Source organism: Sorangium sp. So ce321 (assembly GCF_051530195.1).
Lineage (GTDB): Bacteria > Myxococcota_A > Polyangia > Polyangiales > Polyangiaceae > Sorangium.
Map to the genome: position 1 here is coordinate 7,201,565 of NZ_CP150329.1, position 25,450 is coordinate 7,227,014.

A 25,450-nucleotide genomic window follows, 5' to 3' on the forward strand; every position below is an offset into this window, starting at 1 on the left:
CTCGCGTCGGCAGCCCCCTTCCCGCGGAGCACGCGGCCTGCGGGTCGGCATCGCCTCGACGCGGTCGCCGACGTGTCGAGCGCTCGTCCCTCCCCGTGCAGATCGCTGTCAATCGGCGCGCGCGCTCTGGACGAGCGCGAGCGTGAACAGGGCGGCGGACGCGAGGGCCGCGAGCGTCCGGACGGTGTTCCACGACGTCCACGCGGGGACGTAGCGAGCCCACGTCTCCGCGGCCACCGCGGCCTCCGGCGGGACCCCCGCCAGCGCGGCGTTGAGCGGGACATTGCGCGCCATCGTGACCAGGAACGTGCCGAGGATATACAGCGCGCTCCCGGCGACGCGGAGCCGCGAGCCAGCCTCTGACCAGCTGACCAGCGAGGCGATAGCCACGATCAGGCACGCCCCCGCCGTCCCCACGAACACCCCGAGGAACCATCGGTTCAGGACAACCACGTTGATCGACTGCATCGCCGCGACGCCCTGCGCCGGCGGGAGCTTCGCCAGCGCCGGCATCACGAAGCTCGAGAAAGCGAAGAACACCCCCGCGATCAGCCCACACCCGAGCGTCGACCCGATGGTGAGGAGGAACAGCGCCCGCGGCATCATCGGCGCCACCCCCCCGCCGCCGCGGCGTCGCGACCCGCGGCGCGCGCCGGCAGCCCCCGTGCGGTCAGCCGCTCCGCGACGCGGCGCCCCGCCTCGCCCGTGCGCCCGACGCTCGACGTCGCCCTCTTCTGAACGGTCATGGCCATCATCTCCTTGGCTCGCTGGCTCGCTGGCTCGCTGGCTCGTTGGCTCGCGCTGACAGGGAGAGGATGCGCCGTGCGTGGATGCATCGCCACAGGCAACGATGCAGACTATCATTGCACCCATGCAACGAACTTCCGCGGCCCGCAGAGCGCTCCAGTGGGACGACGTGCGCCTGTTCCTGGCGCTGTGCCGCGCCCGGACCGTCGGCAGCGCGGCGGCCACGCTGGGCATCGACGCCTCGACGGTGTCGCGCCGCCTCGCGGCGATCGAGGAGGCGATGGACGCGTCCCTCTTCGATCGCGGGCGCGACGGCGTCGCGCCCACCAGGGCCGCGGAGGACCTCCTGCCCATCGCCGAGGAGATCGAGCAAGCGATGATGCGGTTCACCAGCGCCGCCGAGGGGATCGAGCGCGAGGTCGCGGGGCCCGTGCGGGTGACGTGCCCCGCGGACGTGGCCGAGGCGGTCGTCGTGCCGTTCCTGCGCGAGCTGCTCGAGCGGCACCCGGCGCTCCGCATCACGCTCGATCCCGGAGAAGCGCTCCTGGACCTCACGCGTCGCGAGGCCGACCTCGCGCTCCGGACGGCGCGGCCGACCCGGGGAGATCTCCTGGTGACGCGCCTCCGGTCGGTGCGCTGGGTCGCCGCCGCCTCGCCCGAGGTCGCGCGCGAGCTCGGGACGCTGCGGGCGTGGTCGGACGCGCCGTGGGTCGGCTGGGGGGAACGGCTGTCGACCATCGGGCCGGCGCGCTGGCTCGAGACGTTCGCCCGCGGGGCCGAGCCGGTGGTGCGGTCGGACAGCCTGAGGGTGCAGCTCTCGGTGCTGTCGAGCGGCGTGGGCGTGGGCCTCGTGCCGGAGCCCAGCGTGGAGCACTACGGGCTGGTCCCGGTGAAGATCGGCGCCTCGCTGCGCGAGTCCGCGGCAGAGTGGCCGTCAGACGAGCTCTTCCTCGTTGCGCACCGCGCGCTACGCGACGTTCCCCGCGTACGCGTCCTGTGGGATCTCCTGGTCGAGCGCCTGGGGGAGCGCGCGCCGACCCGCAAGCCGACCCTCAACAAGAAGATGTGAAGATGGCCGGCAGGAGCTCCCGAGGAGCGCGCGCCGGCGCTCTCCCCGGGAGCTCAGCCGCTCTCACTCGCGGCCTGCGGCTCGGCGTCCGCGCAGCAGCGGAAGCCTACCTCGTAGCCGTAGTCGTCTTCCTTGTGAAAGGTCGTCATCGGACGGCACTGGCTCCGGATCGGCCCCCACCAGCCACCCTTGAGCCCGCTGCGGTAGGGTGCCTTCTGATCGGTGCGCACCACCCACTCGTTGACGTTGCCGTTCAGATCGAAGACGCCTGCCCACGAGGCGCACGCCGCGCGCCCGCCGGCCGGCTCGCGGCCGTCCAGGCGCGCCAGCTCGGCGGCGCATCGCTCGTTGTGCTGGCACGCCTCGTAGTGGAGCAGCCGCTGCGAGTGGTCCGGAAAGACGTAGTCCCGGTCCTGATTGCACGTCTCGGCGTCCCGCTGGTAGCCGTAGGCGTAAGGCTGGGCCTCGGGGCCCTCGCACGCGAAGTTGAACTCGGCCTCGGTGCACAGCCGCTTGCCCTGCGCCTCACAGAGGCCGGCGGCCTGCTCCCACGAGGTCAGCGTGCGCGGCAGCTCGCCCGGGACGTTCGGGTACTCGTACCGGTCCATACAGAACGAGAGACTCTCGTTCTTCTTGGCGACGCACCGCGACGGCTCGCGGAAACGCAAGCACCGGGCGGCCACACCCGGCTCACCTTGGCGCTTCGTCCACTCGGGGTGGTATTCGAGGCATTCTTGCACCACGGCGGGGCAATACTCCCCCTCCACCCGCACCATCCCGCCGGGGCAGCCCTCGGTCGATCCGGGCAGCGCGACGGGCGCCTCCGTCGGCGTGGGATCGTCCGCCGGCGGCTCGTCGGTCTCCATCTGCCAGGACGCGACCTGCGCAGGCTCGGACACCTGCGCCGGAACCTCATGAATCTCGACGGGTCGGGCGTTGGCCCTCTCCGTGTCCAGATGACTGCCGCAGCTCAAAGCCGCGACGCCGAGGAGTGTCGTTACCGTGAAGCCCAGGATTCGCACGTTAACCTTCTTCCCACGTCTGACTACATCAGCGTACATACGTGGGCCAAGTTGGAAGCTGAACCGAGCTCGCCGCGATCTTCCTTCTCGCGCGCGTCGGGAGCTGACTGCTGAGATTGCAAAATCTCGGCCTGCTGCCGTGCCCCGCGATGCCGGGCAACGCGGCTGCTCGACCCGCCGTCGTGCCGCGGCGTGGCCGCCCGGTAGGCCAGGATGGCCGGCCAGCGCGGCCACCCCGGCACGCGATGTCGCACGCGACACGCGCGCCAGACGTCCTCTCGCGCGGCTGGCTGGCCGTGGATCCATCACGATGGGGGCGCGTGGTCGCCCGTGGTCTTCTCCGGGCCCGATCGCACCAGGAACGGCGGCTCAGGGCGCCTGCGACGCAGCGCGGCCCAGGAGATCGCTCTGTCTCGTCACGACCCCGGACCCGGACGCTCCTCGCGCACGCCCGTCGATCCAGTGCGCCGGGGCTGGCTCCGTGGTTTCAGTCACGGAACCGACCCTCGACGACGATTGCACGGGTGAGATCTCGTGGAGTGGGCGACGTCTCCGGGGCACGGGGGCCGGGAGCCATCAGAAGCGCGCCTCCAGGGAGAGGGAGGCGGCGAGGAGCGGTTGGCCGTAGCGGGTGGCGTCGGCGGCGGGGCTCGAGCCGACGTTGCGCTCGGGGTGCGGGATGTCGATGGTCGGAAACGCGGCGCCGGCGAGGCCGCCGAGGCGGAAGCCGGCGTGATCGTGGACGAACCAGCGCAGGGCCGCCTCGAGGTGCGGGACGGCAGCCCACGCGGCGCCGGAGCCGCCGTCGAACACCGGCGACGCGAGGAGCGTCTGGTAGCGGAGGCGCAGCACGGACGCGCCCGCCCCGAGCGTCGCGAGGCCACGGCCGCTCGCGAAGGAGAGCGCGCCGCCGGCCGTGGCGCCGACGAGCCAGACGCCGTGCTCGAGGCGCCCGCCGGGGATGCTCCACGAGGTGTCGCCGAGCGTCGCGGTCCCGCCCGCCGCGACGTACCCGCCGCGGAAGAGCGCGGACACGCCGATCGAGAGCGCCGGCGTCGCGGGGACATCGCCTCCGGTGATGAGCAGCGCGGGGCCGACCGAGGCGACGAAGCGCATGCGTCGCCGCGCGTCGTCGCCAGTGTGCAGGGAGGTCTGAGGGGCGGGTGGGGTGGAGCTCGCAGGGGGCGCGCGGCCGGCGGGGCTGGCCGCCGAGGGCGGGTGGGGCTGGCCGCCGGAGTCGGTAGCGTCGGTCGGGTGAGGAATGGGAGCGTCGCGGTGGAGGAGGCGAGCGCGGAGCAGCTCGACGGCGGCGAGGGCGAGGACCTCGGGGCCCTCGCCGCCGCGCACCGCGACCTCGATCTCGCCGCCTCCGTGCCGCGCGGCGAGGGCGATCGCCACGCGCTTGGGGGTCACGGCGACGCGCGCGTCCGCGTCCTCGGCGCCGCCCGTGGTGATGCGCACCTCCAGCGCGCGGAGCTCGGCGCGGATCCGCTGGAACGTCGCGTCCGCCGGGTCCCCGGAGAGGGCCACCGTCGCTCGCGCGGGCGCGTCGGCGCTGGCCGGGGCCTTGGCCACCTCGGGCGGCGGCGCCGCGCCGAGGAGGCCCGGCAGGGCGCCGAGCATCGCGACGACGCGGAGGCCGGCGCGGGCGGCGCGGCGCGTGAGGGCGAGCTCAGCGCGCATCGGTGAGGGAGCGCGCGAGGGGCGCGTAGGCGCCGTGGGGGTACTCGGCGAGATAACGGCGCGCCGCGCGGCGCGCGACCTCCCGGTCCCGCCGCTGCTCCAGCTCGAGGCTCCGCCCGAGCGCTTGCTCGCGCAGGGCGCCCCCGGGCGCCTCGCGGAGGTAGGTGTCGAACCAGGCGAGCGCGTCGCCGGGATCGCCGAGCTGATCGGCGGCGAGCTTGCCGAGGAGGAACGCCGAGTCGCCGCGCGCGCCGTGCCGGTCGCGCAGGACGAGGAGCGCGGCGCGCGCGGCGCGCGGGCGCCCCGCGTAGCGCGCAGCGTCGGCGAGGAGCCGGAGCTCCTCGGGCGTGGCCCGCGCGAGCACGGCGTCGAGCCCCAGCCGCTCGACGGCCGCGAGCGCCTCCTCGTGGCGCCCCGCGCTCGCCAGGGACTGCCAGCGCGGCGCGGTGCCCGTCGCGTCGGCCGCCGGCGGGCGCGGGTCGCGGTCCACGGGCGGCGGCCCCGCGACCACCGCGGGCGCGTCCGCCGAGGGGGCGGCGGCGGCGCTGCTCGCCGGGGGCTCGCCCGGCGCGGTGAGGTCGAGCCGATCGCCCGCCGAGAGCCGCGCCGTCCCGAGATCCGGGCCCGTCACCTCGACGCTGCCCTCGGCGAGCGCGAGCGTGAAGCGCCGCGCCTCGGGGGCCCAGCGCGCCTCGAAGCGCGTCCCCGTCACGCGCACCGCGTAGGGCCCGGCGTGGACGACCCAGCGCGTGTCGCTCCGGTGGACGACGTGGAAGTCCGCGCCGCCCCGCTCCACGCGCAGCTCCGCGCCGCGCGCGTCGGTCGCGAGGACCTGGAGCGCGGACGCCGCGTCGAGCCGCACGGAGGTCCCCTCGGCGAAGGTGAAGGCGAGCGGCGCGTCGCGCGCCTCGACCCGCGCGCCCGGCGCAGGCGCGCCCGCGCTCGGCGCGACGGCGGCGAGCTCGCTCCCGCCCGCGGGCGCCCAGGCCGTACGGAAGAGCGCGGCGCCACCCGCCGCGAGCAGCAGCGCGGCAGCCGCGGCGGCCCAGACGGCGGGGCGCGCCCGGCGGGGCGGGGCCTCGACCTCGGCGGCGAAGAGCCGCGCGCGGGCCGCGGCGAGCGTCTCGCCCGGCGTGGCGCGCCGGTCGGAGGTGCGGGCCACCTCGGCCCCGAGGGTCTCGATGCGTCGTGTCACGGGTTCCATCGCGTGCCCTCCTCGATCCATGTCGCGAGCACGGGGTCTCGCTGGGCAGCGCTCACGAAGCGCGCCTCGGCCCGGGCGATCCGCCGCTTGATCGTCGCCAGCGACACGTCGCAAGCGGCCGCCGCCTCGGTGAGCTCCATCCCTTCGATGTAGCGCAGCGCGAAGGCGACGCGCTCTTCGAGCGGGAACGACTCGAGCAGCCGGTAGGTCCGATCGTGGGCCTCCCGGAGCTCCGCGTCGGCGGCGCGCGCCGGGGGCTCGGGGATGTCCTCGGGCGAGAAGAAGCGCAGCCAGCTCCGGGCCTTGTGGTGGCGGATGCTCTTGCACGCCGTGTGCACGGCGACGGACCTCATCCACGACGTCAGCGCCGCCGCGTCGCTCACCTGGTGGACGGTCGTATAGGCCGACACGAAGGCGTCGTGGACGACGTCCGCGAAGGTCGTGCGCCGCTCGGTCCCAAGGATGCGGCGGGCGATGCGCTCGACGAGGGCGCCGTAGCGCTCGAAGAGGACCGCCTTGGCCCAGGGATCCCCGCGCTGGAGGCGACGGAGCAGCTCGGCGTCGTCGCGCTCCACCGGCAGCGCGACGAGCTGCCCGCCGCCCGGCGCGGCGCTGGCGCGGTTCGAGGCGTGCGGCATCGGGGAGCGCGATCCGTCAGGCACGGGGGTCTCCTCGACGGGGCGCAGCGGTGTCGCCGAGCCGAGGCTCGGCGCTGCGGGGCGGAGGGGTTCGATGCGGGTGGGCACGGCTCTCCATCAAAGGACCGGCAGGAGCCCGAGACGGCTCACGCATTTTTCTGCGCGCTCCGGTGAGCCGTCCCCGGGCGGAGGCGGTCCCTTGGGGTCGACCGGGACGAGATGTCCCCCTCCCTTGCCATGCACTTCGCTTCCCTCGTCCCGTGCTTCATCGCCACCGCCGCCCTCGCGGGCGCCGCCGGCGCGACGCCGCGCCCGCTCCCCGGGGAGTGGCGCCACGTCGCCGAGGCGCAGGAGCGGCTCGCGAACGCCGATTACGCGGCGGCGGAGGCCCTCCTCGCGCAGGTCCCCGCGCAGGGCGAGGCGGCGCGCGACGCCGGGATCCTCCGCGGCCAGCTCGACGCGGCGCTCGCGCCGCGCCTCGAGCTCGAGACCCGCGCGTTCTTCGACACGCAGCCGCTCGATCGCTGGTCGCAGAGCGCCGGGCTGTCGTTCTGGCCGACGGCGAGCCTGGAGCTGCGGGGGCGCGCGCTCGGCCTCTGGTACCCGCGCGCCTCCTACGAGCGCGGCGAGACGACGGAGCCCCGCAGCGGCGCGACGCCGGCCCACGCGGTGGGCGGGCTCGTGGGGCTCCTCTTCCGCCCGGCCCGGGCGGACCTCGACGTCAGCGCGACGGGAACGGCGCGGGTCTGGGCGGACGGCAGCGCGCAGGTGTCGGGGAGCGGCGAGATCGAGGGGCGGTGGCTCTCGCCGCTGCGGCTCCGCGCCTCGGCGCGGCGCGAGGAGCTCCTCGACGCCCACGCGGCGATCCGCGAGCACGTGTTCGTCAGCGCGGCGGGCGGCGCGCTCGCCGTCGTCGACTGGAAGGGCTGGAGCGGAGAGCTCCGCGGCGAGGGGCGCTGGTACTCCGACGGGAACGACGGCCTCACGGCCTACGGCTGGGCCGTGGCGCCGCTCCTGCGCGGCGCGCTGAGCCTGAAGGCCGGGTGGGGCGCGGCCTGGGCCGACACCTCGCGCCCGCGCTGGTCCCTCACGGCGCAGACCTACTCGCCGTACTTCACCCCCCTCGGCGTGCGCCGCCACGGACCCATCCTCGTCGCGGCGCTCTCGCTCGGCAAGCTCCGCGTCGACGCGAGCGGCGACGTCGCCGTGCAGGGGAGCGAGCTCGATCCGACCGCGCTCGCCTGGGGCGTCACGTCGCGCGTCGACAGCACCCACGTCGACGTCCGCGCGGGGGCATCGCTCGACATCGGCGTCCTCTGCCTGGGGGTCACCTACCACCACAACCACCAGCTCTACTACCGGTTCCATGACGCGACGCTTCGCCTCGATCTCCCGCTTTAGGCCGGAGCTATTCCGATGGTCGTCGGCCGCACCCGTGCGGCTCGTCGATCGCTTGATCGTCCGGGCGCTCGTGGCCTTCGGGCTCGTGGGGGTCGCGGGCTTCGCGAGCTTCTGGTTCCAGGAGCGCCACGTCGCCCACCTCGCGACCTTCGTCGCGCTGTCGATCGCGGTCTGGTACGGCATCAGCCGCATCGTCCTCGCCTGGATCGGGTACCTCGCGGTGGGCCCTGTCGAGCATCGCCCGGCGCCCGCGGGGCTCTCCGTCGCGGTCTTCACCACGGCCGCGCCGGGCGAGCCGCTCGCCATGTTCGAGGCGACCCTCGCGGCGCTCGCCCGCGTCCGCTACCCGCACCGCACGTACCTCCTCGACGGCACGGCCGACCCGCGCTTCCGCGCGCTCGCCGAGCGGCACGGCGCGGTGTGGCTCGACTCGAGCGGCGTCCCGGGCGCCAAGGCCGGCAAGATCAACATGGCCCTCGCGCGGACCACGGAGGACTTCGTCCTGGTCCTCGATCCGGATCACCTGCCGTTCCCGGAGCTCTTCGACCGCGTGCTCGGGCACTTCGACGACCCGCGCGTGGGCTTCGTGCAGGTCTCGCAGGGCTACTACAACCAGGCCGACTCCCCGATCGCCCGCGGCGCGGCCGAGCAGACGTACGGGTTCTACGGGCCGATGCAGCTCGGGCTCCACGGGCTCGGGAGCGCGGTCGCCATCGGCGCCAACTGCACCTTCCGCCGCGCCGCGCTCGCGTCCATCGGCGGGCACGCCGTGGGGCTCGCGGAGGACCTCATGACCTCCATCCGGCTGCACGCGGCTGGATGGAAGTCGGTCTACGTCCCGGAGATCGTCAGCCGCGGGCTCGTGCCCGACGACCTCGGCGGGTACTTCTCCCAGCAGCTCAAGTGGGCGACCGGCGCGGTCGACGCGCTCTTCGCCGAGGTGGTGCCGCGCTTCTTCCGGCTCAGCGCGCGCCAGCGGCTCTCGTACGTGGCCATCGGCACGTACTACCTCACCGGCCCCGCCACGCTGACGTACCTCGTCCTGCCGCTCGTCGCGCTCTGGGGCGGCTCCTGGCCCATGCACGTGGATCCGGCGGGGTTCGTCGCCGCGGGCGCCCCCATCGTCGTGGCGGCGGTCGCGCTCCACTTCCACGGGCAGCGGTGGTTCTGCGACCACGCCTCGGAGAGCGGCCTCCACTGGCGCGCCCTCCTCCTCAAGCTCGCCGCCTTCCCCGTCTACACGCTCGGGGTGGCGCTGGCGATCGTCGAGCGCCTCGTCCGCTACGTGCCCACGCCCAAGCGCGGGCTCGGCGGCCGGCTCCTGCCGCTCGCGTGGCCGCACCTGCTCGTCGTCCTTTCGTTCCTCGTCACGATGGGCGCGAGCCTCTGGGTCCGGACCTCCGCTCACCGGCTCGCGGAGCGCTGGAGCGACGCGGAGTCGTACTGGGCGATGCTCCTCTTCGGCGCGCTCGGGGCCGCGTCGATGCTCGGGGCGATCGTCTGGGCCGCGTGCCCGCCGCGCCGCGCGGCCCAGGCGATCGACCCCTGGGAGCGGCTCCCCGCGCGCGACGCCGCGACCGCCGCGACGACCACGACCGCCATGACCCCCCTCGGAGGATCACGATGAAGCGCTCACACCGCGTCGCACTGACAGCCGCCACCGCGGCAGGAGCCGCCCTCGCGGTGCTCTTCTCGACCTACGGGCGCGCGCCCGCCGAGGCCTGGCTCTCGTCGGCCTTCAGCACGGCGAGCGCCGCCGTGGCCACCGCGGATCTCGCCTGGACCGCCGGCCCCGAGCGCGACGCCCGGCTGGCGCGCCTGTCCGCGGAGCTCTCGTCGCGGAGGCTGGAGGATCTCCGCGCCCCGACGCGCCTCCTCTACGGCGCGCACGACGGGGGGCTTCCGCGCGAGGTCGGCGGGTACCTCGCGCTCGAGGAAGCGGTGGGCCAGACGCTCCTCCTCACGCAGATCTACGCGGCCTGGGGCGACGGCGCGGACCAGGGCTTCCCGAGCCGGGCCGCGCGGGCCATCTGGGCCGTGGGCTCGGTGCCGGTCATCACGTGGGAGCCCTGGCTCAGCGCGTTCCAGCGCGCGGGCTCGTCGCTCCGTCCGGCGGCGACGCGGGACCACGGCGGCCTCACCGACATCGCCGACGGCAAGTACGACGCCTACGTCGACGGCTGGGCGAAGGCGGCGGCGGAGCACGGGCACCCGATCCTCCTCCGCTTCGCGCACGAGATGAACGACGGCTATCGCTACCCCTGGGGGCCGGTGAACAACCCGCGACCGCAGGAGTTCATCCGCGCGTGGCGGCACGTCGTCGAGCGCTTCCGCGCCGCCGGGGCGGCGAACGTCCTCTGGGTGTGGGCGCCGAGCGTCTCGTACGAGAACTACTGGGAGTACTACCCGGGCAACGCGTGGGTCGACTGGGTCGGGACGGGCGTCCTCAACTACGGGACCGCCGTCCGCTGGTCGAGGTGGTACTCGTTCCAGGAGCTCTTCGCGCGCCACTACGAGCGCCTCGCGCCGCTCGGCAAGCCGCTGATGGTCGCCGAGCTCGGCACGCTGGCCGCCGGCGGGGACCGCGCGCGCTGGTACGAGGAGGCCCTGACGGGCTTCGCGGCGCGCCACCCCGCGGTGAAGGCGCTCTTGTTCTTCCACGTCGCGAGCGACGCGACAGTGACCCACGAGCCGCTCTCGTGGGCCTTCGCCGACGACCCCGCGGTCGCCGGCGCGGTGCGCCGCGCGCTCGCGGCACAGACCAACCATGCACAGGAGGTGCAGCGATGAAGATCGTATTGCTCGCCGGCGGGCTCGGGACCCGCCTCAGTGAAGAGACAGTCGAGAGACCGAAGCCGATGGTCGAGATCGGGGGCCAGCCCATCCTCTGGCACATCATGCAGATGTACGCCGCGCACGGCTTCGACGACTTCGTCGTGGCCTGCGGCTACAAGGGCGACTTCATCAAGGACTGGTTCGCGGGGCTAAGGACGCGCCGCGCGGACTTCACGGTGGACCTGCGGAGCGGCGAGGTCGACGCGCTCGGCGTCCACTGCCCGAGCTGGCGCGTGACGCTCATCGACACGGGGCTCCACACCCAGACCGGCGGGCGCATCCGCCGCCTGAGCCGCGTGCTCGGACGGGAGCCGTTCATGGTCACCTACGGCGATGGGGTCGGGGACATCGACATCGCGAAGCTCGTCGCCTTCCACCGCTCCCACGGCAAGCTCGCGACGATCACCGCGGTCCGCCCGCCGGCCCGGTTCGGCGTCCTCGATCTCCGGGGCAACGAGGTCGCGGCGTTCGCCGAGAAGCCGCAGGCCGAGGGGGGGTGGATCAACGGCGGCTTCTTCGTCTTCGAGCCGGGCGCCCTCGACTACCTCGACTGCGACGACGCGATGCCGCTCGAGCGCGAGCCCCTCGAGCGGCTCGCCGCCCGCGGGCAGCTCATGGCCTACCAGCACGAGGGCTTCTGGCAGCCGATGGATACCCTGCGCGACAAGCGCCTCCTCGAGCGGCTCTGGGACGAGGGGCGCGCGCCCTGGAGGAGCTGGTCATGAGCGAGCACCTCGACTTCTACGCCGGCCGCCGCGTGTTCGTCACCGGGCACACGGGGTTCAAGGGCTCCTGGCTCACCGCCTGGCTGCGGCTGCTCGGCGCGCAGGTCACCGGGTACTCTCTGCCGCCGGAGGGCGCGCCGAGCCTCTTCGCCGACGCGCGCATCGACGACGGGGTCACCTCGATCTTCGGTGACATCTGCGACGAGGGGCGCCTCGCGCGGGCGATGACCGAGGCGCGGCCGGAGATCGTGCTGCACCTCGCGGCGCAGGCGCTCGTCCGGAGGTCGTACGCGCGGCCGCTGGAGACCTTCTCGACGAACGTCCTCGGGACGGCGCACGTGCTCGAGGCGGCGCGGCGCCTCCCGTCGGTCCGGGTCGTGCTCGTGGTCACGACGGACAAGTGTTACGAGAACAACGAGTGGGTCTGGGGCTATCGCGAGACCGACGCGCTCGGCGGCCACGACACGTACAGCGCGAGCAAGGCTTGCGCCGAGCTCGTCGCGGCGGCCTACCGGCAGTCGTTCTACGGGCGCGACGCGGCGCTCGCGACCGTGCGCGCCGGGAACGTCATCGGCGGGGGAGACTGGGCCGAGGACCGCATCGTGCCGGACATCGTCCGGAGCGTCGTCGCGGGCAAGGCCGTGCGCATCCGGCACCCGCGCGCCGTGCGCCCCTGGCAGCACGTCCTCGATCCGCTCTCGGGCTACCTCCTCCTCGCGCGCCGGCTCTGGGACGAGCCGGCGCGGTACAGCGGCGCCTGGAACTTCGGCCCTGACGACGCCGAGCCGCGGACGGTGCACCGCCTCGCCGAGGCCATCGTCCGCGAGCTCGGGCGGGGCTCGCTCGAGCTCTCCGAGCCCTCGGACGGCGAGGTCCACGAGGCGAACACGCTGCGGCTCGACTGCAGCAAGGCGCGGTCCCGGCTCGGCTGGCGCCCGCTCCTCGACACCGATCACGCCATCCAGCTCACGAGCGCGTGGTACGCGCGGTACCTCGAGGATCGCGGGCGCGCGCGGCCTCTCGTCGACGAGCAGCTCCGGATCGCCACGGGGTTCGCGTGAGGCTCGGCTCGGCGGTCGTCACGGGCGCGACCGGGTTCATCGGCTCGGCGCTCGTCCGGCGGCTCCTCGCGGGCGGGTGCGCCGTCGCGGCGGCGGCGCCCGCCCGGTCGACGGGGTGGGCGCGCCTCTCGCCGGGCCAGCGCCTCCGTCAGCTCCCGCTCGAGCGCCTGACGTCGGACGCGCTCCTGGATGGGGTCGGCGACGAGCCGCCGGACGTGGTCTTCCACCTGGCGTCGGCCGGGGTGAACCCGGGAGAGCGGGCGCCGGGCGCGCTCCTCGAAGGCAACGTCGGGGCCCTCGTCGCGACGCTGGAGGCCGCCGCCCGCTGGGGCGGGACGCGGGTCGTCTTCACGGGCTCGTGCTCGGAGTACAGCGCGGTCCGCGAGGGGCAGCTCGTCGACGAGGGCGCGCCGCGCGTCCCCTCGGACCTCTACGGCGCCGCCAAGGCCGCCGCGCACGACTACGGGCGCGCCGTGGCGAGGGCCCTGGCGGTGCCGCTCGTGACGCTCCGCCTCTTCGGCGTCTACGGCCCCGGCGAGGCCCCCCATCGCCTCATCCCGCACCTTGCGGCCCGGCTCCGCGCGCGGGAGCGCGTCGACCTCACCCCCGGCACGCAGCTCCGCGATCTCACCTTCGTGGACGACGTCGTGGAGGCGCTGCTCCTCGGCGCGACGACCGCGGGGCTCGAGCCCGGCGCGGCCTACAACGTCTGCTCGGGTCGCCCCACGAGCGTGCGCGAGGTCTGCCTCGAGGTCGCGCGGCAGCTCGGCGCACCGGAGTCCCTCCTCGACTTCGGCGGCCGGCCGCCGCGCCCCGACGAGCCCCCGTGGCTCGTCGGCGACCCCCGCCGCTTCCGCGCCGCCACCCGCTGGCGCCCTCGCACGCACCTCTCCCTCGGCGTCGCCGCCTCGCTCGCCCCGCGTGAAGCCCCGAGGGACGGGGAGCTGTCGCCCGGCTCGTACGCCACGCCCCCATGAGCGCAGCCCTCCGGGCAAGCGATGTCCGTGCGCACGACGCTCCCCTCCGCGCCGCACGCGCGGCTGGTGCAGCCGTCGCCCGAGGGGAACGACACCCCGGCGGCGTGACCGACACCTTCTTTTGGGCAGCCGCGACACGCGATCTCGCGCAGCCCACACCACCCGTGCGCACGAACGAGCCGTCCATTCGCGGCGTGGGCCACGCGCCTCAGGCGATCACCTGTAGAAGCCGATGTCGTCGATGAAGACGTCGAAATCCTCGCCCTGCGCGAACCCGAAGTCGATTGTGTAGAGCCCTGCCAGGTCGACGGCCTGGGCGGTGGGCTCGGCGCCCGAGCCGGCGCGCGTGAGCTCCTCGAAGGGGATCACGATCTGGGCCCACTCCGTGCCGAGGGGCGCGACGGTGGACCAGTGGTCGAAGCACCGATCGGGCTCACCCTCTCCCGCCGATTCATCGCAGATCCCGCCCGCGGGCTCCGAGCTCTTGTCCGAGATGTTGATCTTCACGGCCGTCGCCGCGGCCGCGTCGCCGAGCCTGGCCCAGAACACGATACCGGTGTACGCCGACGCGTCGTAGGGGAACAGCCCCATGTCGGGGCCGTTCAGCGCGAAGCCGACCCCGGCGCCCCACTCCGTGAAGCCGGACCCGAACGTGTGCACCGCCATCGTGCTCTCGCCGCGCGGCGGCGTGAGCGCCTCCGGGACGAACCCGACGGGCGGCTCCTCCGTGGAATCCGGGGGAGTCTGCGTGCCCGTTCCATCATTGTAGCTGTACCAGTAGCCGACCCTGCCATTCGCCTCATCGATGGCGGCGTCGCCGTCTTCCATGTCGTCGATCAGGTCGACGTCCTCGGGGACGCTCCCCTCGTCCCCGCCCGCCCCGGCGCCGGCCGTGCCGCCCGCTCCTTCCGCCAGGTGGTAGCCGTCGTCCAGCCCCACGAGCGTGGTGCACCCGCCGGCTGTGAGCGCCCACGCCGCCCACATCCATGCTACGCGCCGCTTCGCCATATCTTCTCCTACCACCGCCGCGCGGGCGCGGTCCACCGCCGCGCGGGCGCGGTCCACCGCCGCGCGGGCGCGGTCCACCGCCGCGCGGGACCGCCGCCGACGCGGCGTCAGGCGATCGGGCCGTGACGAGGGAGCGCGGCGGAGGGTGGATGAGCGCCCCGTCGCCGGGAACCCCGCAGCTGTGGAGTGATGAGCTCCGCTCGCGACGTGCTCGATGGGATGGAATCCGTGGAGAGCGCAAGAGGGCCGGCCATAGGCAAACGCCTCCGATGACGTCCGGCATCCGAACGATGGCCCCATTTCGAGCAAGGCTTCTCTCGTCGCGATCTCGTAGCGCCGGTCGCCTGCTCGTCGGCGAGCGAGCGGGGCCTCCGCGGCGAATGACCGACGCCCGGGAACTACGCCGAACGGGGGGCAAGGCCAGGATGGCTTTCATGCCCCCCCGGGGGCACCCCTACTCCAGCACTGTCTCCATATCCCAGTCAACCCACATGTCTTTCCACTCGCTGACCGGCTGCTGAACGCCATTGTCCAGGATGTTCAGCACGTCCGTGTTTGCGCTGACATTGCCTTCGAACGCTCGCTTGAACATCTCGCCTGCAAGGGCGGTTTGAGAGCCCGACGCGCCGCAGTGGTTCGCGCTGTACATCTGAAAGCCCATGCGCTCTGGGACACCGAGCGCTTTCCATACCGGTTTTGCCGCCCACGCGGAGAGCGCTTCACAGGTCCCACCCAGGTGACACCATGCGTTCGTGCCATTGGCATTCGTGAAGTGCACCAAATGCCGTGGAGCGATGGTCGCCAGGATCATGTGCGTATCGAAGGGGAGGTTGTACACCTTCGAGGGGTCGTTTCGGAGCCAGCGCGCCGCGCTGGTCACCCAGGGGCCGCAGATGCCGCTGTCTTCGAGGTTGTCGATGCTCTGAGGCTTGGCATCTGAACACTGCCAAGTAGAACTACCTTCACCGTGCCTGAACCACTCTGCCTGGCGCAAGTTGGCTACACCACCACCGCCCGATTCCACGATCACAACCACCGGTGCACGGCTGAAGACACCCGCCAGGTAAGCACCTTTTCCACATCCGGAACATCCCGACACCATCACCTTCGTGGGATCGTGTCCGCTGCCCGGGTTCTGCTCCAGCACGTCCATCACCCGGTCAATCATCCAGCCGTTGGCGATATTGGTGTTGAGCTCGGACAGGCCGAAGAGATTTCTTATCTTGCCTTCGAAGCCGCTCCCAAACGACAGCGTCTTGCTGCCTGACGGGAAAATCCCACCCGACAGCTTGAGGGCGATCACATCGCCGGATCCGCTGATGCTCGCCGAGAAGCTCTCTGTTTTTTCACCCACCTTGGCAGTGATTGAAACGGTACCTCCGGATACGGTTCCGGTCACTTCATCCGGCTCGGAGGGGACCGGACCGTAGAGGTACTTGGCCGCCATCGCCAGGATTTCCTTGCGGCGGCACTCCCACTGTTCCTTGGTAGTGACCTTCGTTCCGTTGAAGAAGGTGAACGGATCCGGGAGCTTCTGGTTGACCTCGGTCAGACCACTTGGCTCAGGCAAGGTGGGCAGGGTACACGTGAATTCACCGCCGCCAGTCGCGCTGGTCCCGCCAGTCCCGCTGGCCCCGCCGGTCGGGGAGCCGCCCGTGCCGGCTCCACCCGTCGGAGCACCGCCGCCCGTACCGGTGACTCCGCTGGTCGCGGGAGCACCGCTGGTCGCGGAGCCTCCACCCGTGGTGACTCCCCCGCTCCCGCCCGATGTCCCGCCGCCTGTGCCCGAAGCATCTCCCCCGGTACCGCCGGATCCTGCTTCTGAAGAGCAGCCTGGAAAGCTCAAGAGGGCGAGGACGGGGATCGCGAGAGCGGCTAATTTGCGCGAGGCGCGAGAGCGGACAGACATGAATGCCTCCATGTTTCGAGTACAGTGGCGGAATGCGACACGGGGTGCATGACACGTAGACGTGACACGCCAAAAACGGACGTATTTATGGTAGACGTCAGGGACGTCTGTGTGTTTTTCGCGTTCGTGACGCTGCTTTCGTCACGCGTGCGAATTTGCGCTGTGAGAATGTCAATGGCACGCGAACGAGAAGTCTCAGGGCTTCTCTGCAGTCGCCGGCGGTGGGCGGACGTCGCTCGATGCGGAGAATCTCTTCCTGGACGACGCCTCCGGTCCAGCCGGGTCCGGCGGGAAGAGCCTCGGAGCCGGTGGTCTCGGAGCTTGTGGTCTCGGAGCTGGCGCAGCGGCGAAGCTGCCCTTGAGAGCCGCTGGCCGGGCTGCCGGTGCTGGTGGTGTCATCCTCATCAACTGTGATGCCGCCATCGCTGTGGCCGCACGCGCCGAACAGGGGGAGGAGGGCCGTTGGGGGGAGAGATTTGGAGAAGGTTGTCCGGAACGACACCATCAGATGCCCATTCCCAGCGGAGGGCGATTCGATCACGCTCATCGCTGGGAATCGTACGATCGGAGCGGGCAGCGTTTGGTCAGGATGCAAATGTTCAACAAGCCTGTAGTCGGGGTGATCCATCCGGATCGTCTCCGTGACCACCTTGGCGTCGCCGCATCGCGCTTCACAGTCCCGTTCCCGCTCGCCGGAAGGTCGTGAGCGTGCACGACGCCCGGCGGCCTGGGCACCACCGCGCTACGCCGCTTGACGTGCGGCGCGAGCGGCAGCTGCCTCCTCAGGCGTGGGAAGGCGGATTGGCGACTGTCCACCTTCGCGCGCGCCAAGCCATTCGCAAATAGCCCTGCACCAGGTCAGCATCTGGGTGGGCATGCGCTCCGGCCATGCTACCAGGGTCTTGCGGCCGGCTGCGCACCCGCCAGAATAAGAGATCGGCTCGAAGCGCGAGCGGCTCGCCAGCGCCGGCATCACCCTCAGGAGGCTCGTGGCCGACGTCGCAGCGCTCCCAGGCGCAGCGCTGCCCCGAGCGCGGCGGCGCTGGCCTTCGACGCAGCGCTGCCCCGAGCGCGGCGGCGCTGGCCGAGGTGACGCGCCGCGCGGCGCGCAGCATGCGTCCCGAGCGCCGCTCCTCGAGCCCCGCGATCTCCTCGGACGCGACGCGCACGTTCGCGTCGAGCTTCGCCGCCAGCCCGAACGTCCGGTCCTCCAGCTCGCTCCGGCGCCGCTCCACCGCCTTGAGCTGCGCCGTGAGGACGCTCAGCGCCCGCGGCTGGCGATCGCCGCAGCGGCCGTGTGCTGCAGGTCGAGCCTCGTGCCGTCCGAACGGGTGCGATCGGTGTCCTGGTGCCCCCCAGATCCCGGGTGAAGTGACGGATGGCGACGGTTCGCCCTCGCGGAATCGTTCCGTCGGGATCTCGGGGAGCCTGACGACCGATCGCTCTCAGCGAGGTCGCGCCGTAAGCAAGAAGACATGGTATTCATCGTAGAATTATCGTACAGATGAAGAGAGCACAGGCGACGAGCACCGCGTAGCGCCAGCATGCACCGACCTTCTCTGGCTCGACACCTCGCACGGCAGGTGCGCCGTGACGCGGCGCAGCCAGACCCACTCCCTTTACCGATCGTACCGCGCCGTGGTGCGCGTGTTACCGATCGTAGCGCAATGTCGTCCGCGTGTTACCGATGGTAACGCAACGTCGCCGAGCGAGCCCACGCGGGCGCTCTGCCAGCCGTGAAACGTGTATTCTCTCGACCCCCGGTGTGGTACCCGGATCGAGGAGAGCAGCAGGCGGCACGTGCGCTGCGCAGCGGGCATCTCGACGCGTGACGGCGCGCCGCCTCCAGCCCGCGCCAGAGCGCCCGGATGCGGCCTGTCGCGCCCAAGGTCTTCGTCACTTCGTCCCAAACCACCAGCGCAAGCAGACAAGACGAGTCACGTACGTTGCGCAGCGTCGCCCGGTAAGCAGCAGAAGCACCGCCATCCGACCGGCCGCAGGGCGGCTCATGGAGACGGCGCTCGGCGCGCCGAAGGCACGGGAGCCGACGGGTCGTTCCGGCGGAGGCCTTCGCTCCTGCGGGTCGCAATGCGCTCGACGCAAGCGTCGTGAGAACGGCGATTGCGATGACAAGGAAGCTGATCGAAATGCCTTCCGCCGGGAATGTACACGCGGTCGCGCTGGGCCGTGTTTCCGCCGGAAGAGAACGCAGCACGACCGCTTCGAGCATGACCATGCCGAGCCCCTTAGACTCAGCGAGGCCCACCATGTCCTTTCGACCGAGATACTCCCAATTCCTCACTGGAACCGTCCTCCTCCCCCTGCTCATCGCGTGCGGCTCGAGCGATGATGGGGAAGACCCCAGCACCAGCGGCACCGGCGGAGCAACCAGCAGCGCCGTGTCGGGCGGCACCACGTCGTCGGCGAGCGGCACGACCGGCAGTGGAACCGGCGGCACAGGCCCGGGGACGAGCGGCTCCACGACGAGCGCTTCGAGCACCGGCGGCTCGGACGCGACGACAGGCACCGGCGGCGGTACTGGCGGTGCCCCGGCGGGCGGGGACACGGAGCTGACGGGCATCGAGACCCCCGGCGCGGACTGCACCGTCCCCAGCATGCCCGCCTTCGGCGAGCTGAGGGCGAACGACAAGCTGCCCGACCCGTTCACCATGATGGACGGGACGAAGGTGACGACCCGAGCGCAGTGGGTCTGCCGGCATCGGGAAATCTCCGAGATGGTCCAGCACTACGAGACCGGCCCGAAGCAGGTGAAGGAGGCCACCGTCACGGGCAGCGTGGCTGGCGGCAAGCTGACGATCAACGTGGGCGGTGGGGCGCAGGATGTCTCCTTCAGCGTCGACATCTCCCTGCCCAGCACCGGTACGCCGCCCTACCCTGCGCTCATCGGGCTCAGCGGCGGCTCTCTCAACAACAACCGCCTGAAGCAGATGGGCGTCGCGATCATCAACTACAATCACAACGGCGTGCAGCCCGAGGGGAACCGGAGCGACGGCATCTTCGCCAAGTTTCAGGGCAACGCGAACAGCGGCGCGCTGATCGCCTGGGCCTGGGGCGCGAGCCGCATCATCGACGCCCTCGAGTCGACGCCTGACGCGCAGATCGATCCGAAGCGGCTCGCCATCACGGGCTGCTCGCGGAACGGCAAGGGGGCGCTGATGATCGGCGCCATGGACTCGCGCATCGCGCTCACCATTCCGCAGGAGTCTGGCTCGGGTGGCGTGGCGGCGTGGAGGGTCTCGGAGGTCGACAACATGGGCAGGACCGGCAGCTCCGGCGTCCAGAACCTCAGCAGGACCTACGGCGAGCAGCAGTGGTTCAGCAAGACGATCGAGCAATTCGGCAGCGCGGTGACCAAGCTCCCGCTCGACCACCACGAGCTGGTCGGTATGGTGGCGCCTCGCGGCCTCCTGATCCTCGGCAACCTCAACTACGAGTGGCTGAGCACGAACAACGCAGACCAGGCCGGCGGCGCCGCCAGGATGATCTACGAGGCCCTCGGCGCGAAGCAGAACATCGGGTACGTCGACAGCGGGCACACCCACTGCGGGACGGACTACGCGGGCGGCGAGCAGGAGGCGATCGAGGCCTTCGTCAAGAAGTTCTTGCTCGAAGACGCCAGCGCGAGCACCGACATCTGGAAGCCGAAGAACGCGCTCGACCAGGCCAAGTGGGTGGACTGGACGGCCCCGACGCTCCCGTGACGGCAAGCCTGCAGAGATAAGACAGAGCCCGGTCACCCGAGAGGAGGTGCCGGGCCCGTCCTGCGGCCCGGTCACGTCAAGGCGTGGCCGGGCCGTTCTGCGTTCTGCGGCCCGCAAGCCGCGAGCAGCGCCGGCGAGCCGCGACCAGCGCCGGTCGCGGCTCGCGGGAGGTGCTAGGACATCAAACAGGTTGAAATCCCGAGAAAATCAACCACAGAGGGCACAGGGTTTTTGTTGTTCCTCTGTGCCTCTGTGGTTCAAATCTCTTCATTCCCGGGCGTTTCAAGCTGATCGATGCTCTAGCGGCCCAGGAGGGCGTCCAGCACCTTGTTGTAGGTCTCCTTCTTCTGATACTGGTCAGTGAAGAGGAGAGACTGAGAGCTCTGCCCGTTGCACAGCGCCCCGCTCCAGCCGTTGAGCCACGACCTGCCGTCGTTGATCCCCCAGAAGGTGATGCCGACGCACTTGGGCAGCTGGAAGCAGGCCTCGACGATGTCGTGGTAGTAAGCGAGCTGCTCCTCCGCGGTGACCTGATTGCTGCAACGGTTGATGTCCATCTCGGAGATCAGCACTTCCAGGCCCAGATCGGAGAAGCGCCTCAGGTTCGCCGCCACGTCCGCTCCGCCGGCCTCGTTGTTCGGCGGCCCGATGTGCATCTGGAACCCGACGCCGTCGATCGGGACGCCGCGCTCGACCATCCCCTTCACCATCTCGTAGACGAAGTCGGCCTTCTCGTTGAGCGCGTCGATGCTGTAATCGTTGTAGTAGAGCTTCGCGGTCGGGTCCTGCTCTCTCGCGATCTCGAAGGCGAGGTCGAGGAACCCCTCCCCCAGCGCGTTGAAGAACACCGAGGGCCTCATGCGCGGGTTGCCGACGCCTGTATCGCTGTCGGTCAGGACCGCCTCGTTGACCACGTCCCAGGTGTGGACCCGGTCCTTGAAGTGCCCCATCACGCCTTCGATGTGCCTGCGCATGGCTTGCTCCACCTGCGCCGCCCCGCTCAGCGAGCTCGCCCATCCCGGCAGCTGATTGTGCCACACCAGGGTGTGCCCCTTGACCTGCATCCGGTTCGACACGGCCCAGTTCACGATGTTGTCGGCGGCGCCCCAGCTGAACTGCCCCGCGTTGGGCTCCACCGCGTTCCACTTCATCTCGTTCTCTGCCGTCACGTAGTTGTGCTCGGCAGCAGCGACGCTCTTGTAGCCATTGTCATTGAGACCAGAGCCAGAGATGGCCGCGCCGATCAGGATCGGCGGGTTCGCCTTCTCACCGGCCTCCCTCATCGTGCTGGCGCTCGCGGCAGGGACCCTGGCCTCGGCGCCGCCAGCGCCGCCCGTGCCGCCGCCAGCGCCGCCGCTGCCGCTCGCGACGCTCGTCGCGCCGCCCGTGCCGCTCGTCACGCCGCTCGTGACGCCCGTCGCGCCGCCCGTGCCGCTCGTCACGCCGCTCGTGACCCCCGTCGCGCCGCCCGTGCCGCCTGTCGTGCCCGCCGTGCCGCTCGTCGCGCCCGCGCCGCCGGTCTCCCCTTCCCCGCCGCTGTCCGAGCAGCCGGTGGCACACAGGAACGCCGAGAGTAGAAGGGTAACGGGTCCTGACCTCATGTTGGAATCCTCCGAAGGCAAAATCTCGACCTAATTCCCGCGGAGTGGTGCCTTGATCATCGCCGGGTACACACAACGCACGGGCGGCACCCGAGGTGGTGCCGCGGCGACAGTAGACCGGACGCCATCGGCAAGCCACAGCTTCACGGTGCGGGGCCATAGGCATAGATGCCTAGGAGAAAATCCAAGCCAATTTCACGATTATGCTCTGATGATAATGCGTATGTGACGCCGGATCGGTTGGGCACCCCACACCTGGCTCGCCGTGCTCGTGGGGCGCCCTGCGATCCGCGGTTCTCTGCCCGCGGATGGGCGGGCTCAGGCGTGGCTCAGAAGCTGACCTTGGCCAGGAAGGTGTCCTGCGCTGTCGCGGCGACGAGCGTGCTCTCCCCGAGGGTGATCGTGCCTGCGAAGGTGCCGGAGATCACCGCGCTGCCTTCCGCGGAGACGGCGAGGTGCATCAGGCGCTGGTCGCCCGCGTCGCCGTAGGTCTCGACGAAGACGACGTTGCCGTCGGGGTCCAGCCTGGCCAGGTACATGTCCTCGCCGCCGGAGCTCGTGAACCAATCGCTGCCGAGGCCGAGCGTGTTGGTGTCGGTGAACGAGCCCGCGAGGACGACGTTCCCGAGCCCGTCTACGCCCAGCCGCATCTCCGGGGCCCGATGCATCCAGCGGGCCCAGAGGGAGGTCGCTTCGCCGTCGAGCTTGCTCACGCGGCGCTCGCCGGGCTGCGCGTACGCGACCACGGCGTTCCCCGACGCGTCGATGGCGAGCTGCCAGCTCTCGGCTTGGACGCCAACGCAGGTCCGGTCGAGCACCTCACCGGCGGGGCTCAGCGCGATCAGCTCCCCGCAGGCCCTGGAGGTTCCATAATCGACGTTCACGTTCCCGATGGTCACGATCTCGCCGTTTTCACGCGTGGTGACGTCGTGGAGGTTCTCGACGTCGTCGTCGTCGCCGAGCATCGTCTGCCATGTGAGGGCCCCTGTCGCGCCGTCGAGCTTGCGGACGAAGCCATGAGTCAGCCCCATAGAAGAGGTCTCGGTCCCGCCCGCCACGAACACGTCCCCTGCGGCGTTCATCGCCACCGCGTTCTCGATCTCGACGAACGCAACGAAATCGCTGTCCCAGAGGCGCCCGCCTGACGGATCGAGCTTCACGACGCGGTGATAGAGGTCGGTCCACGATATGCCCTCGTCCTCGAAAACCACGAGCTTGAAGACGGTCCCGAGCAGCGCGATGTTCCCCGACGCGTCCGTGGCGATATCGCGGGCCGCGTGGTCATCGCCCTCGAACGTGCTCGCGAAGAGGACATGTCCGCTCGGATCGAACTTCGCGACGAACGCCTCGGCACCGGCGGTCCGGGGCACGAGCGGGCCGGCGCCGAGGTCCACGGGGCTCGTGAACGAGCCGGCGACGATGGTGTTGTCGAAGGCGTCCACGGCGACAGCGGTGATCGAGACGCCGGAGAGCTGCTTGACCCATTGCGCGGTGATCCTGGAAGCGCAGTCACTACCGTTCTCGTTCACCTCACCGTCGCAGTCGTCGTCGACCGGCGTCGCGCACGTCTCCGCCTGCGGGAGCACATCGCCCTCGCACGGCCCGTGGCCCGTTCCCTGCGCGTTGCAGAGCGCCGTGCCAGGTGTGCACGCCCCGATGTTCTCGCGGCTCGGCGGGCCGGAGTAGCACGAGACGCGCTGGCCCGGCGGGCAGACGCAGGTCTCGCCCTCCACGGTCACCATCTGGCCGTCGCAGTCGTCGTCGATGGGGGTGCGGCACGTCTCCGTCGCGGGCAGCACCTCGCCCACGCAGGGGCCCAGCTGCGTGCCGTCCGACCGGCAGCGCGCCGTGCCGCCGACGCAGCGCCCGACGCCCTCGGTGCCGGCAGGGCCCGAGTAGCAGGGGACGACCGCATCGGGGAGGCAGGCGCAGCCGGCGCCCTCCTCGTTCGTCTGGCCATCGCAGTCGTCGTCCACCGGCGTGGCGCACGTCTCCGGGGCCGGCACCACCTCGCCCTCGCACGGCCCGAAGCCCGTGCCCAAAGCGTCGCAGCGCGCCGTGCCGCCGGCGCAGCGTCCGACGCCCTCGGTGCCGGGAGGACCGGAGTAGCAAGGGATGACCTCGCCGGGGAGGCAAGCGCAGCCGGCGCCCTCCTCGTTCGTCTGGCCGTCGCAGTCGTCGTCGGCTGGCGTGAGGCAGGTCTCCGCGGCCGGCAGCACCTCGCCGAGGCAGGGGCCAAAGCCGCTGCCGTCCTCCCTGCACCGCGCCGTGCCGGCCTCGCAGGCGCCGACGCCGAGGGTATCGAGGTCGCCGGAGTAGCAGATCACCTCCGTTCCCGGGACGCAGACGCAGTCGGCGTCCTCTCCGTCCGCCAGCCCATCGCAGTCCTCGTCCTCTGCCGCCGAGCAGTCCTCCGGCGCCGGCAGCACCTCGCCCTCGCACGGGCCGTAGCCGGTCCCGGACTCGTCGCACGTCCGCAGCCCGGCCGTGCAGCGTCCGATGCCCTGCGTGCCCGGTGGGCCCGAGTACGGGCAGGCGACCTGGGAGCCGGGAGTGCAGACGACCTCGCCGCCACCGTGACCGCCATCACCGCCGCCGCCGTCGCCACCTGATCCGCCGGAGCCCGAGCTGCTGACGCTTGTGTCGCCGCCCGACCCGCCGGAGCCGCCCTCGCCGCCCCACCCGCCGGAGCCACCATCCGATCCGCCCGAGCCCGAGCTGCTGACGCTTGTGTCGCCACCCGACCCGCCTGCGCCGCCCTCGCCGCCCCACCCGCCGGAGCCACCGTCCGACCCGCCGGAGCCCGAGCTGCTGACGCTTGTGTCGCCGCCCGCTCCGCCGGAGCCGCCGACGCCCCCGTTGCCGTCGACGCTCGGTGTACATCCGGCCACCACGCCGAGCAGGATCGCCGCCCACCGTCCTCCCGGTCCGGGCGATGCAACCCCATTGTTGAAGGAAACCGACCGCGCTGTGCCTTTCCGCATGCCGCTGTGATGCGCGCGTGCGCGGCGCCGTTCATGGGCCGGCGTCCCGAGCTCTCTGCTTACTCCTCCCGAGAAGGAGGCTGGCCGGCTCGGATTGACTCGCACGCGCCGCGCTGCGATCGTCTCGCGAGGGAACGTCGCCGTGCTCTCTCGCCTGCTTTCGCTGCCCCTCGCCGCGCTTGCCCTCGCGTGCGCCTCCCCGGAGCCCGCGGCCGCGCCGGCGGGGCCCGCGGCCGCGCCGGCGGGGCCCGCCGCGCCGGCGGCGCCTCCGGGGAGCGCCGCGCTCACGTCGGGCGGTGACCCGGGCTTCGACCACGATGTGACGGGCGTCGTCGGGGCGCCCCCGCCGCCGTGGGACGTGGGGCCCTGGTACAACTCACCGCCGCTCACCCCGGCCGAGCTGCGCGGGAAGGTCGTGCTCGTCCGCTGGTTCATGTCGCCGAGCTGCCCGTTCTGCAGCGCCACCGCCCCGGCGCTCAAGGCGCTGGACGAGCGTTATCGGACACGAGGGCTCGTCGTCGTCGGGATGTATCACCACAAGGATCCCGAGCCCCTCGATCCCGGGGCCGTCAAAGGCTACCTGGCGCATTTCGGGTACAGCTTCCCGGTCGCGATCGACCCGGACTGGCGCACGCTCAAGCGGTGGTGGATGGATGGCCACCCGAAGCGAGAATACACGAGCGTCAGCTTCCTCCTCGATCGAGCAGGGCTGGTGCGGCACGTGCACCTCGGGGGCAAGCTGGAGCCCGATACCCCCGAGTTCGCGGTCGTGGAGGGGCGCGTCCGCGCGCTGCTCGACGAGCCCGCGCGCTGACACCCCATCGCATCCTGCCCCGGCGGAGCCGCGGCCCCGCGTCCCGCCGC

The 25,450-nt window shown here is 71.8% G+C and carries 20 protein-coding genes; 9 read left to right on the forward strand and 11 right to left on the reverse strand.

Features of this window, described 5'->3' with window-relative positions; translation table 11 throughout:
- Positions 1 to 108: 108 nt before the first annotated feature.
- Together WME89_RS26405 and WME89_RS26410 are read right to left on the reverse strand one after the other, a co-directional pair.
- Positions 109 to 606, reverse strand: a complete 498-nt coding sequence (locus WME89_RS26405) for an anthrone oxygenase family protein (RefSeq protein WP_438011839.1) — start codon at positions 604 to 606, stop codon at positions 109 to 111.
- A complete protein-coding gene (locus WME89_RS26410; protein ID WP_438011840.1) occupies positions 603 to 746 on the reverse strand; it encodes a hypothetical protein in 144 nt (47 codons plus the stop codon). The genes WME89_RS26405 and WME89_RS26410 overlap by 4 nt, the downstream gene beginning before the upstream one ends.
- 125 nt (positions 747 to 871) lie before the next feature.
- Between WME89_RS26410 and WME89_RS26415 the strand changes: the two genes are divergently transcribed.
- The gene (locus tag WME89_RS26415) at positions 872 to 1,816 is read left to right on the forward strand and encodes a LysR family transcriptional regulator (RefSeq protein ID WP_438011841.1); all 945 of its coding nucleotides are present in this window, start codon (positions 872 to 874) and stop codon (positions 1,814 to 1,816) included.
- Positions 1,817 to 1,869: 53 nt separating this feature from the next.
- On the opposite strand, the gene WME89_RS26420 is transcribed toward WME89_RS26415, so the two are convergent.
- From WME89_RS26420 to WME89_RS26435, 4 genes are all read right to left on the reverse strand, one after another.
- Positions 1,870 to 2,715 (reverse strand): SUMF1/EgtB/PvdO family nonheme iron enzyme, encoded by an 846-nt coding sequence (locus WME89_RS26420; RefSeq protein WP_438011842.1) that lies wholly within the window; start codon positions 2,713 to 2,715, stop codon positions 1,870 to 1,872.
- Between the two features lie 699 nt (positions 2,716 to 3,414).
- Positions 3,415 to 4,521: a hypothetical protein gene (locus WME89_RS26425; RefSeq protein ID WP_438011843.1), complete on the reverse strand. Its 1,107-nt coding sequence runs from the start codon at positions 4,519 to 4,521 to the stop codon at positions 3,415 to 3,417.
- On the reverse strand, positions 4,511 to 5,725 hold the full coding sequence (locus tag WME89_RS26430; RefSeq protein WP_438011844.1) for a FecR domain-containing protein: 1,215 nt from the start codon (positions 5,723 to 5,725) through the stop codon (positions 4,511 to 4,513). The genes WME89_RS26425 and WME89_RS26430 overlap by 11 nt, the downstream gene beginning before the upstream one ends.
- Positions 5,713 to 6,387, reverse strand: coding sequence for an RNA polymerase sigma factor (locus WME89_RS26435; protein ID WP_438011845.1), 675 nt, complete (start codon positions 6,385 to 6,387; stop codon positions 5,713 to 5,715). The genes WME89_RS26430 and WME89_RS26435 overlap by 13 nt, the downstream gene beginning before the upstream one ends.
- Before the next feature lie 195 nt (positions 6,388 to 6,582).
- On the opposite strand from WME89_RS26435, the gene WME89_RS26440 reads away from it, so the two are divergent.
- The 6 genes from WME89_RS26440 to WME89_RS26465 are packed head-to-tail and all read left to right on the forward strand — an operon-like array spanning position 6,583 to position 13,362.
- Positions 6,583 to 7,764, forward strand: coding sequence for a hypothetical protein (locus WME89_RS26440; RefSeq protein WP_438011846.1), 1,182 nt, complete (start codon positions 6,583 to 6,585; stop codon positions 7,762 to 7,764).
- Between the two features lie 34 nt (positions 7,765 to 7,798).
- Entirely contained in the window at positions 7,799 to 9,391 is a 1,593-nt protein-coding gene (locus tag WME89_RS26445; RefSeq protein ID WP_438011847.1) for a glycosyltransferase family 2 protein, read from the forward strand.
- Positions 9,388 to 10,554, forward strand: coding sequence for a glycoside hydrolase family 26 protein (locus WME89_RS26450; RefSeq protein WP_438011848.1), 1,167 nt, complete (start codon positions 9,388 to 9,390; stop codon positions 10,552 to 10,554). Before WME89_RS26445 ends, WME89_RS26450 begins: the two co-directional genes overlap by 4 nt.
- Positions 10,551 to 11,324, forward strand: a complete 774-nt coding sequence (gene rfbF, locus WME89_RS26455) for a glucose-1-phosphate cytidylyltransferase (RefSeq protein WP_438011849.1) — start codon at positions 10,551 to 10,553, stop codon at positions 11,322 to 11,324. Before WME89_RS26450 ends, rfbF begins: the two co-directional genes overlap by 4 nt.
- On the forward strand, positions 11,321 to 12,385 hold the full coding sequence (gene rfbG, locus WME89_RS26460) for a CDP-glucose 4,6-dehydratase (protein WP_438011850.1): 1,065 nt from the start codon (positions 11,321 to 11,323) through the stop codon (positions 12,383 to 12,385). The genes rfbF and rfbG overlap by 4 nt, the downstream gene beginning before the upstream one ends.
- The gene (locus WME89_RS26465) at positions 12,382 to 13,362 is read left to right on the forward strand and encodes an NAD-dependent epimerase/dehydratase family protein (RefSeq protein ID WP_438011851.1); all 981 of its coding nucleotides are present in this window, start codon (positions 12,382 to 12,384) and stop codon (positions 13,360 to 13,362) included. Before rfbG ends, WME89_RS26465 begins: the two co-directional genes overlap by 4 nt.
- Positions 13,363 to 13,578: 216 nt before the next feature.
- On the opposite strand, the gene WME89_RS26470 is transcribed toward WME89_RS26465, so the two are convergent.
- From WME89_RS26470 to WME89_RS26480, 3 genes are all read right to left on the reverse strand, one after another.
- A complete protein-coding gene (locus WME89_RS26470; protein WP_438011852.1) occupies positions 13,579 to 14,370 on the reverse strand; it encodes a hypothetical protein in 792 nt (263 codons plus the stop codon).
- Positions 14,371 to 14,824: 454 nt separating this feature from the next.
- Positions 14,825 to 15,940 (reverse strand): glucuronyl esterase domain-containing protein, encoded by a 1,116-nt coding sequence (locus tag WME89_RS26475; RefSeq protein ID WP_438011853.1) that lies wholly within the window; start codon positions 15,938 to 15,940, stop codon positions 14,825 to 14,827.
- A 1,121-nt stretch (positions 15,941 to 17,061) separates the two neighbouring features.
- Positions 17,062 to 17,514: a hypothetical protein gene (locus WME89_RS26480; protein ID WP_438011854.1), complete on the reverse strand. Its 453-nt coding sequence runs from the start codon at positions 17,512 to 17,514 to the stop codon at positions 17,062 to 17,064.
- 1,032 nt (positions 17,515 to 18,546) lie between these two features.
- Here WME89_RS26480 and WME89_RS26485 point away from each other — a divergent pair.
- The gene (locus tag WME89_RS26485; protein ID WP_438011855.1) at positions 18,547 to 20,001 is read left to right on the forward strand and encodes a glucuronyl esterase domain-containing protein; all 1,455 of its coding nucleotides are present in this window, start codon (positions 18,547 to 18,549) and stop codon (positions 19,999 to 20,001) included.
- Between the two features lie 299 nt (positions 20,002 to 20,300).
- Here WME89_RS26485 and WME89_RS26490 read toward each other — a convergent pair whose 3' ends face one another.
- Positions 20,301 to 21,602 (reverse strand): endo-1,4-beta-xylanase, encoded by a 1,302-nt coding sequence (locus tag WME89_RS26490; protein ID WP_438011856.1) that lies wholly within the window; start codon positions 21,600 to 21,602, stop codon positions 20,301 to 20,303.
- A 329-nt stretch (positions 21,603 to 21,931) separates the two neighbouring features.
- Positions 21,932 to 24,586 (reverse strand): MopE-related protein, encoded by a 2,655-nt coding sequence (locus tag WME89_RS26495; protein WP_438011857.1) that lies wholly within the window; start codon positions 24,584 to 24,586, stop codon positions 21,932 to 21,934.
- Positions 24,587 to 24,728: 142 nt separating this feature from the next.
- Here WME89_RS26495 and WME89_RS26500 point away from each other — a divergent pair, with 142 nt between their 5' ends.
- Positions 24,729 to 25,400: a redoxin family protein gene (locus WME89_RS26500; protein WP_438011858.1), complete on the forward strand. Its 672-nt coding sequence runs from the start codon at positions 24,729 to 24,731 to the stop codon at positions 25,398 to 25,400.
- Positions 25,401 to 25,450 lie beyond the last annotated feature (50 nt).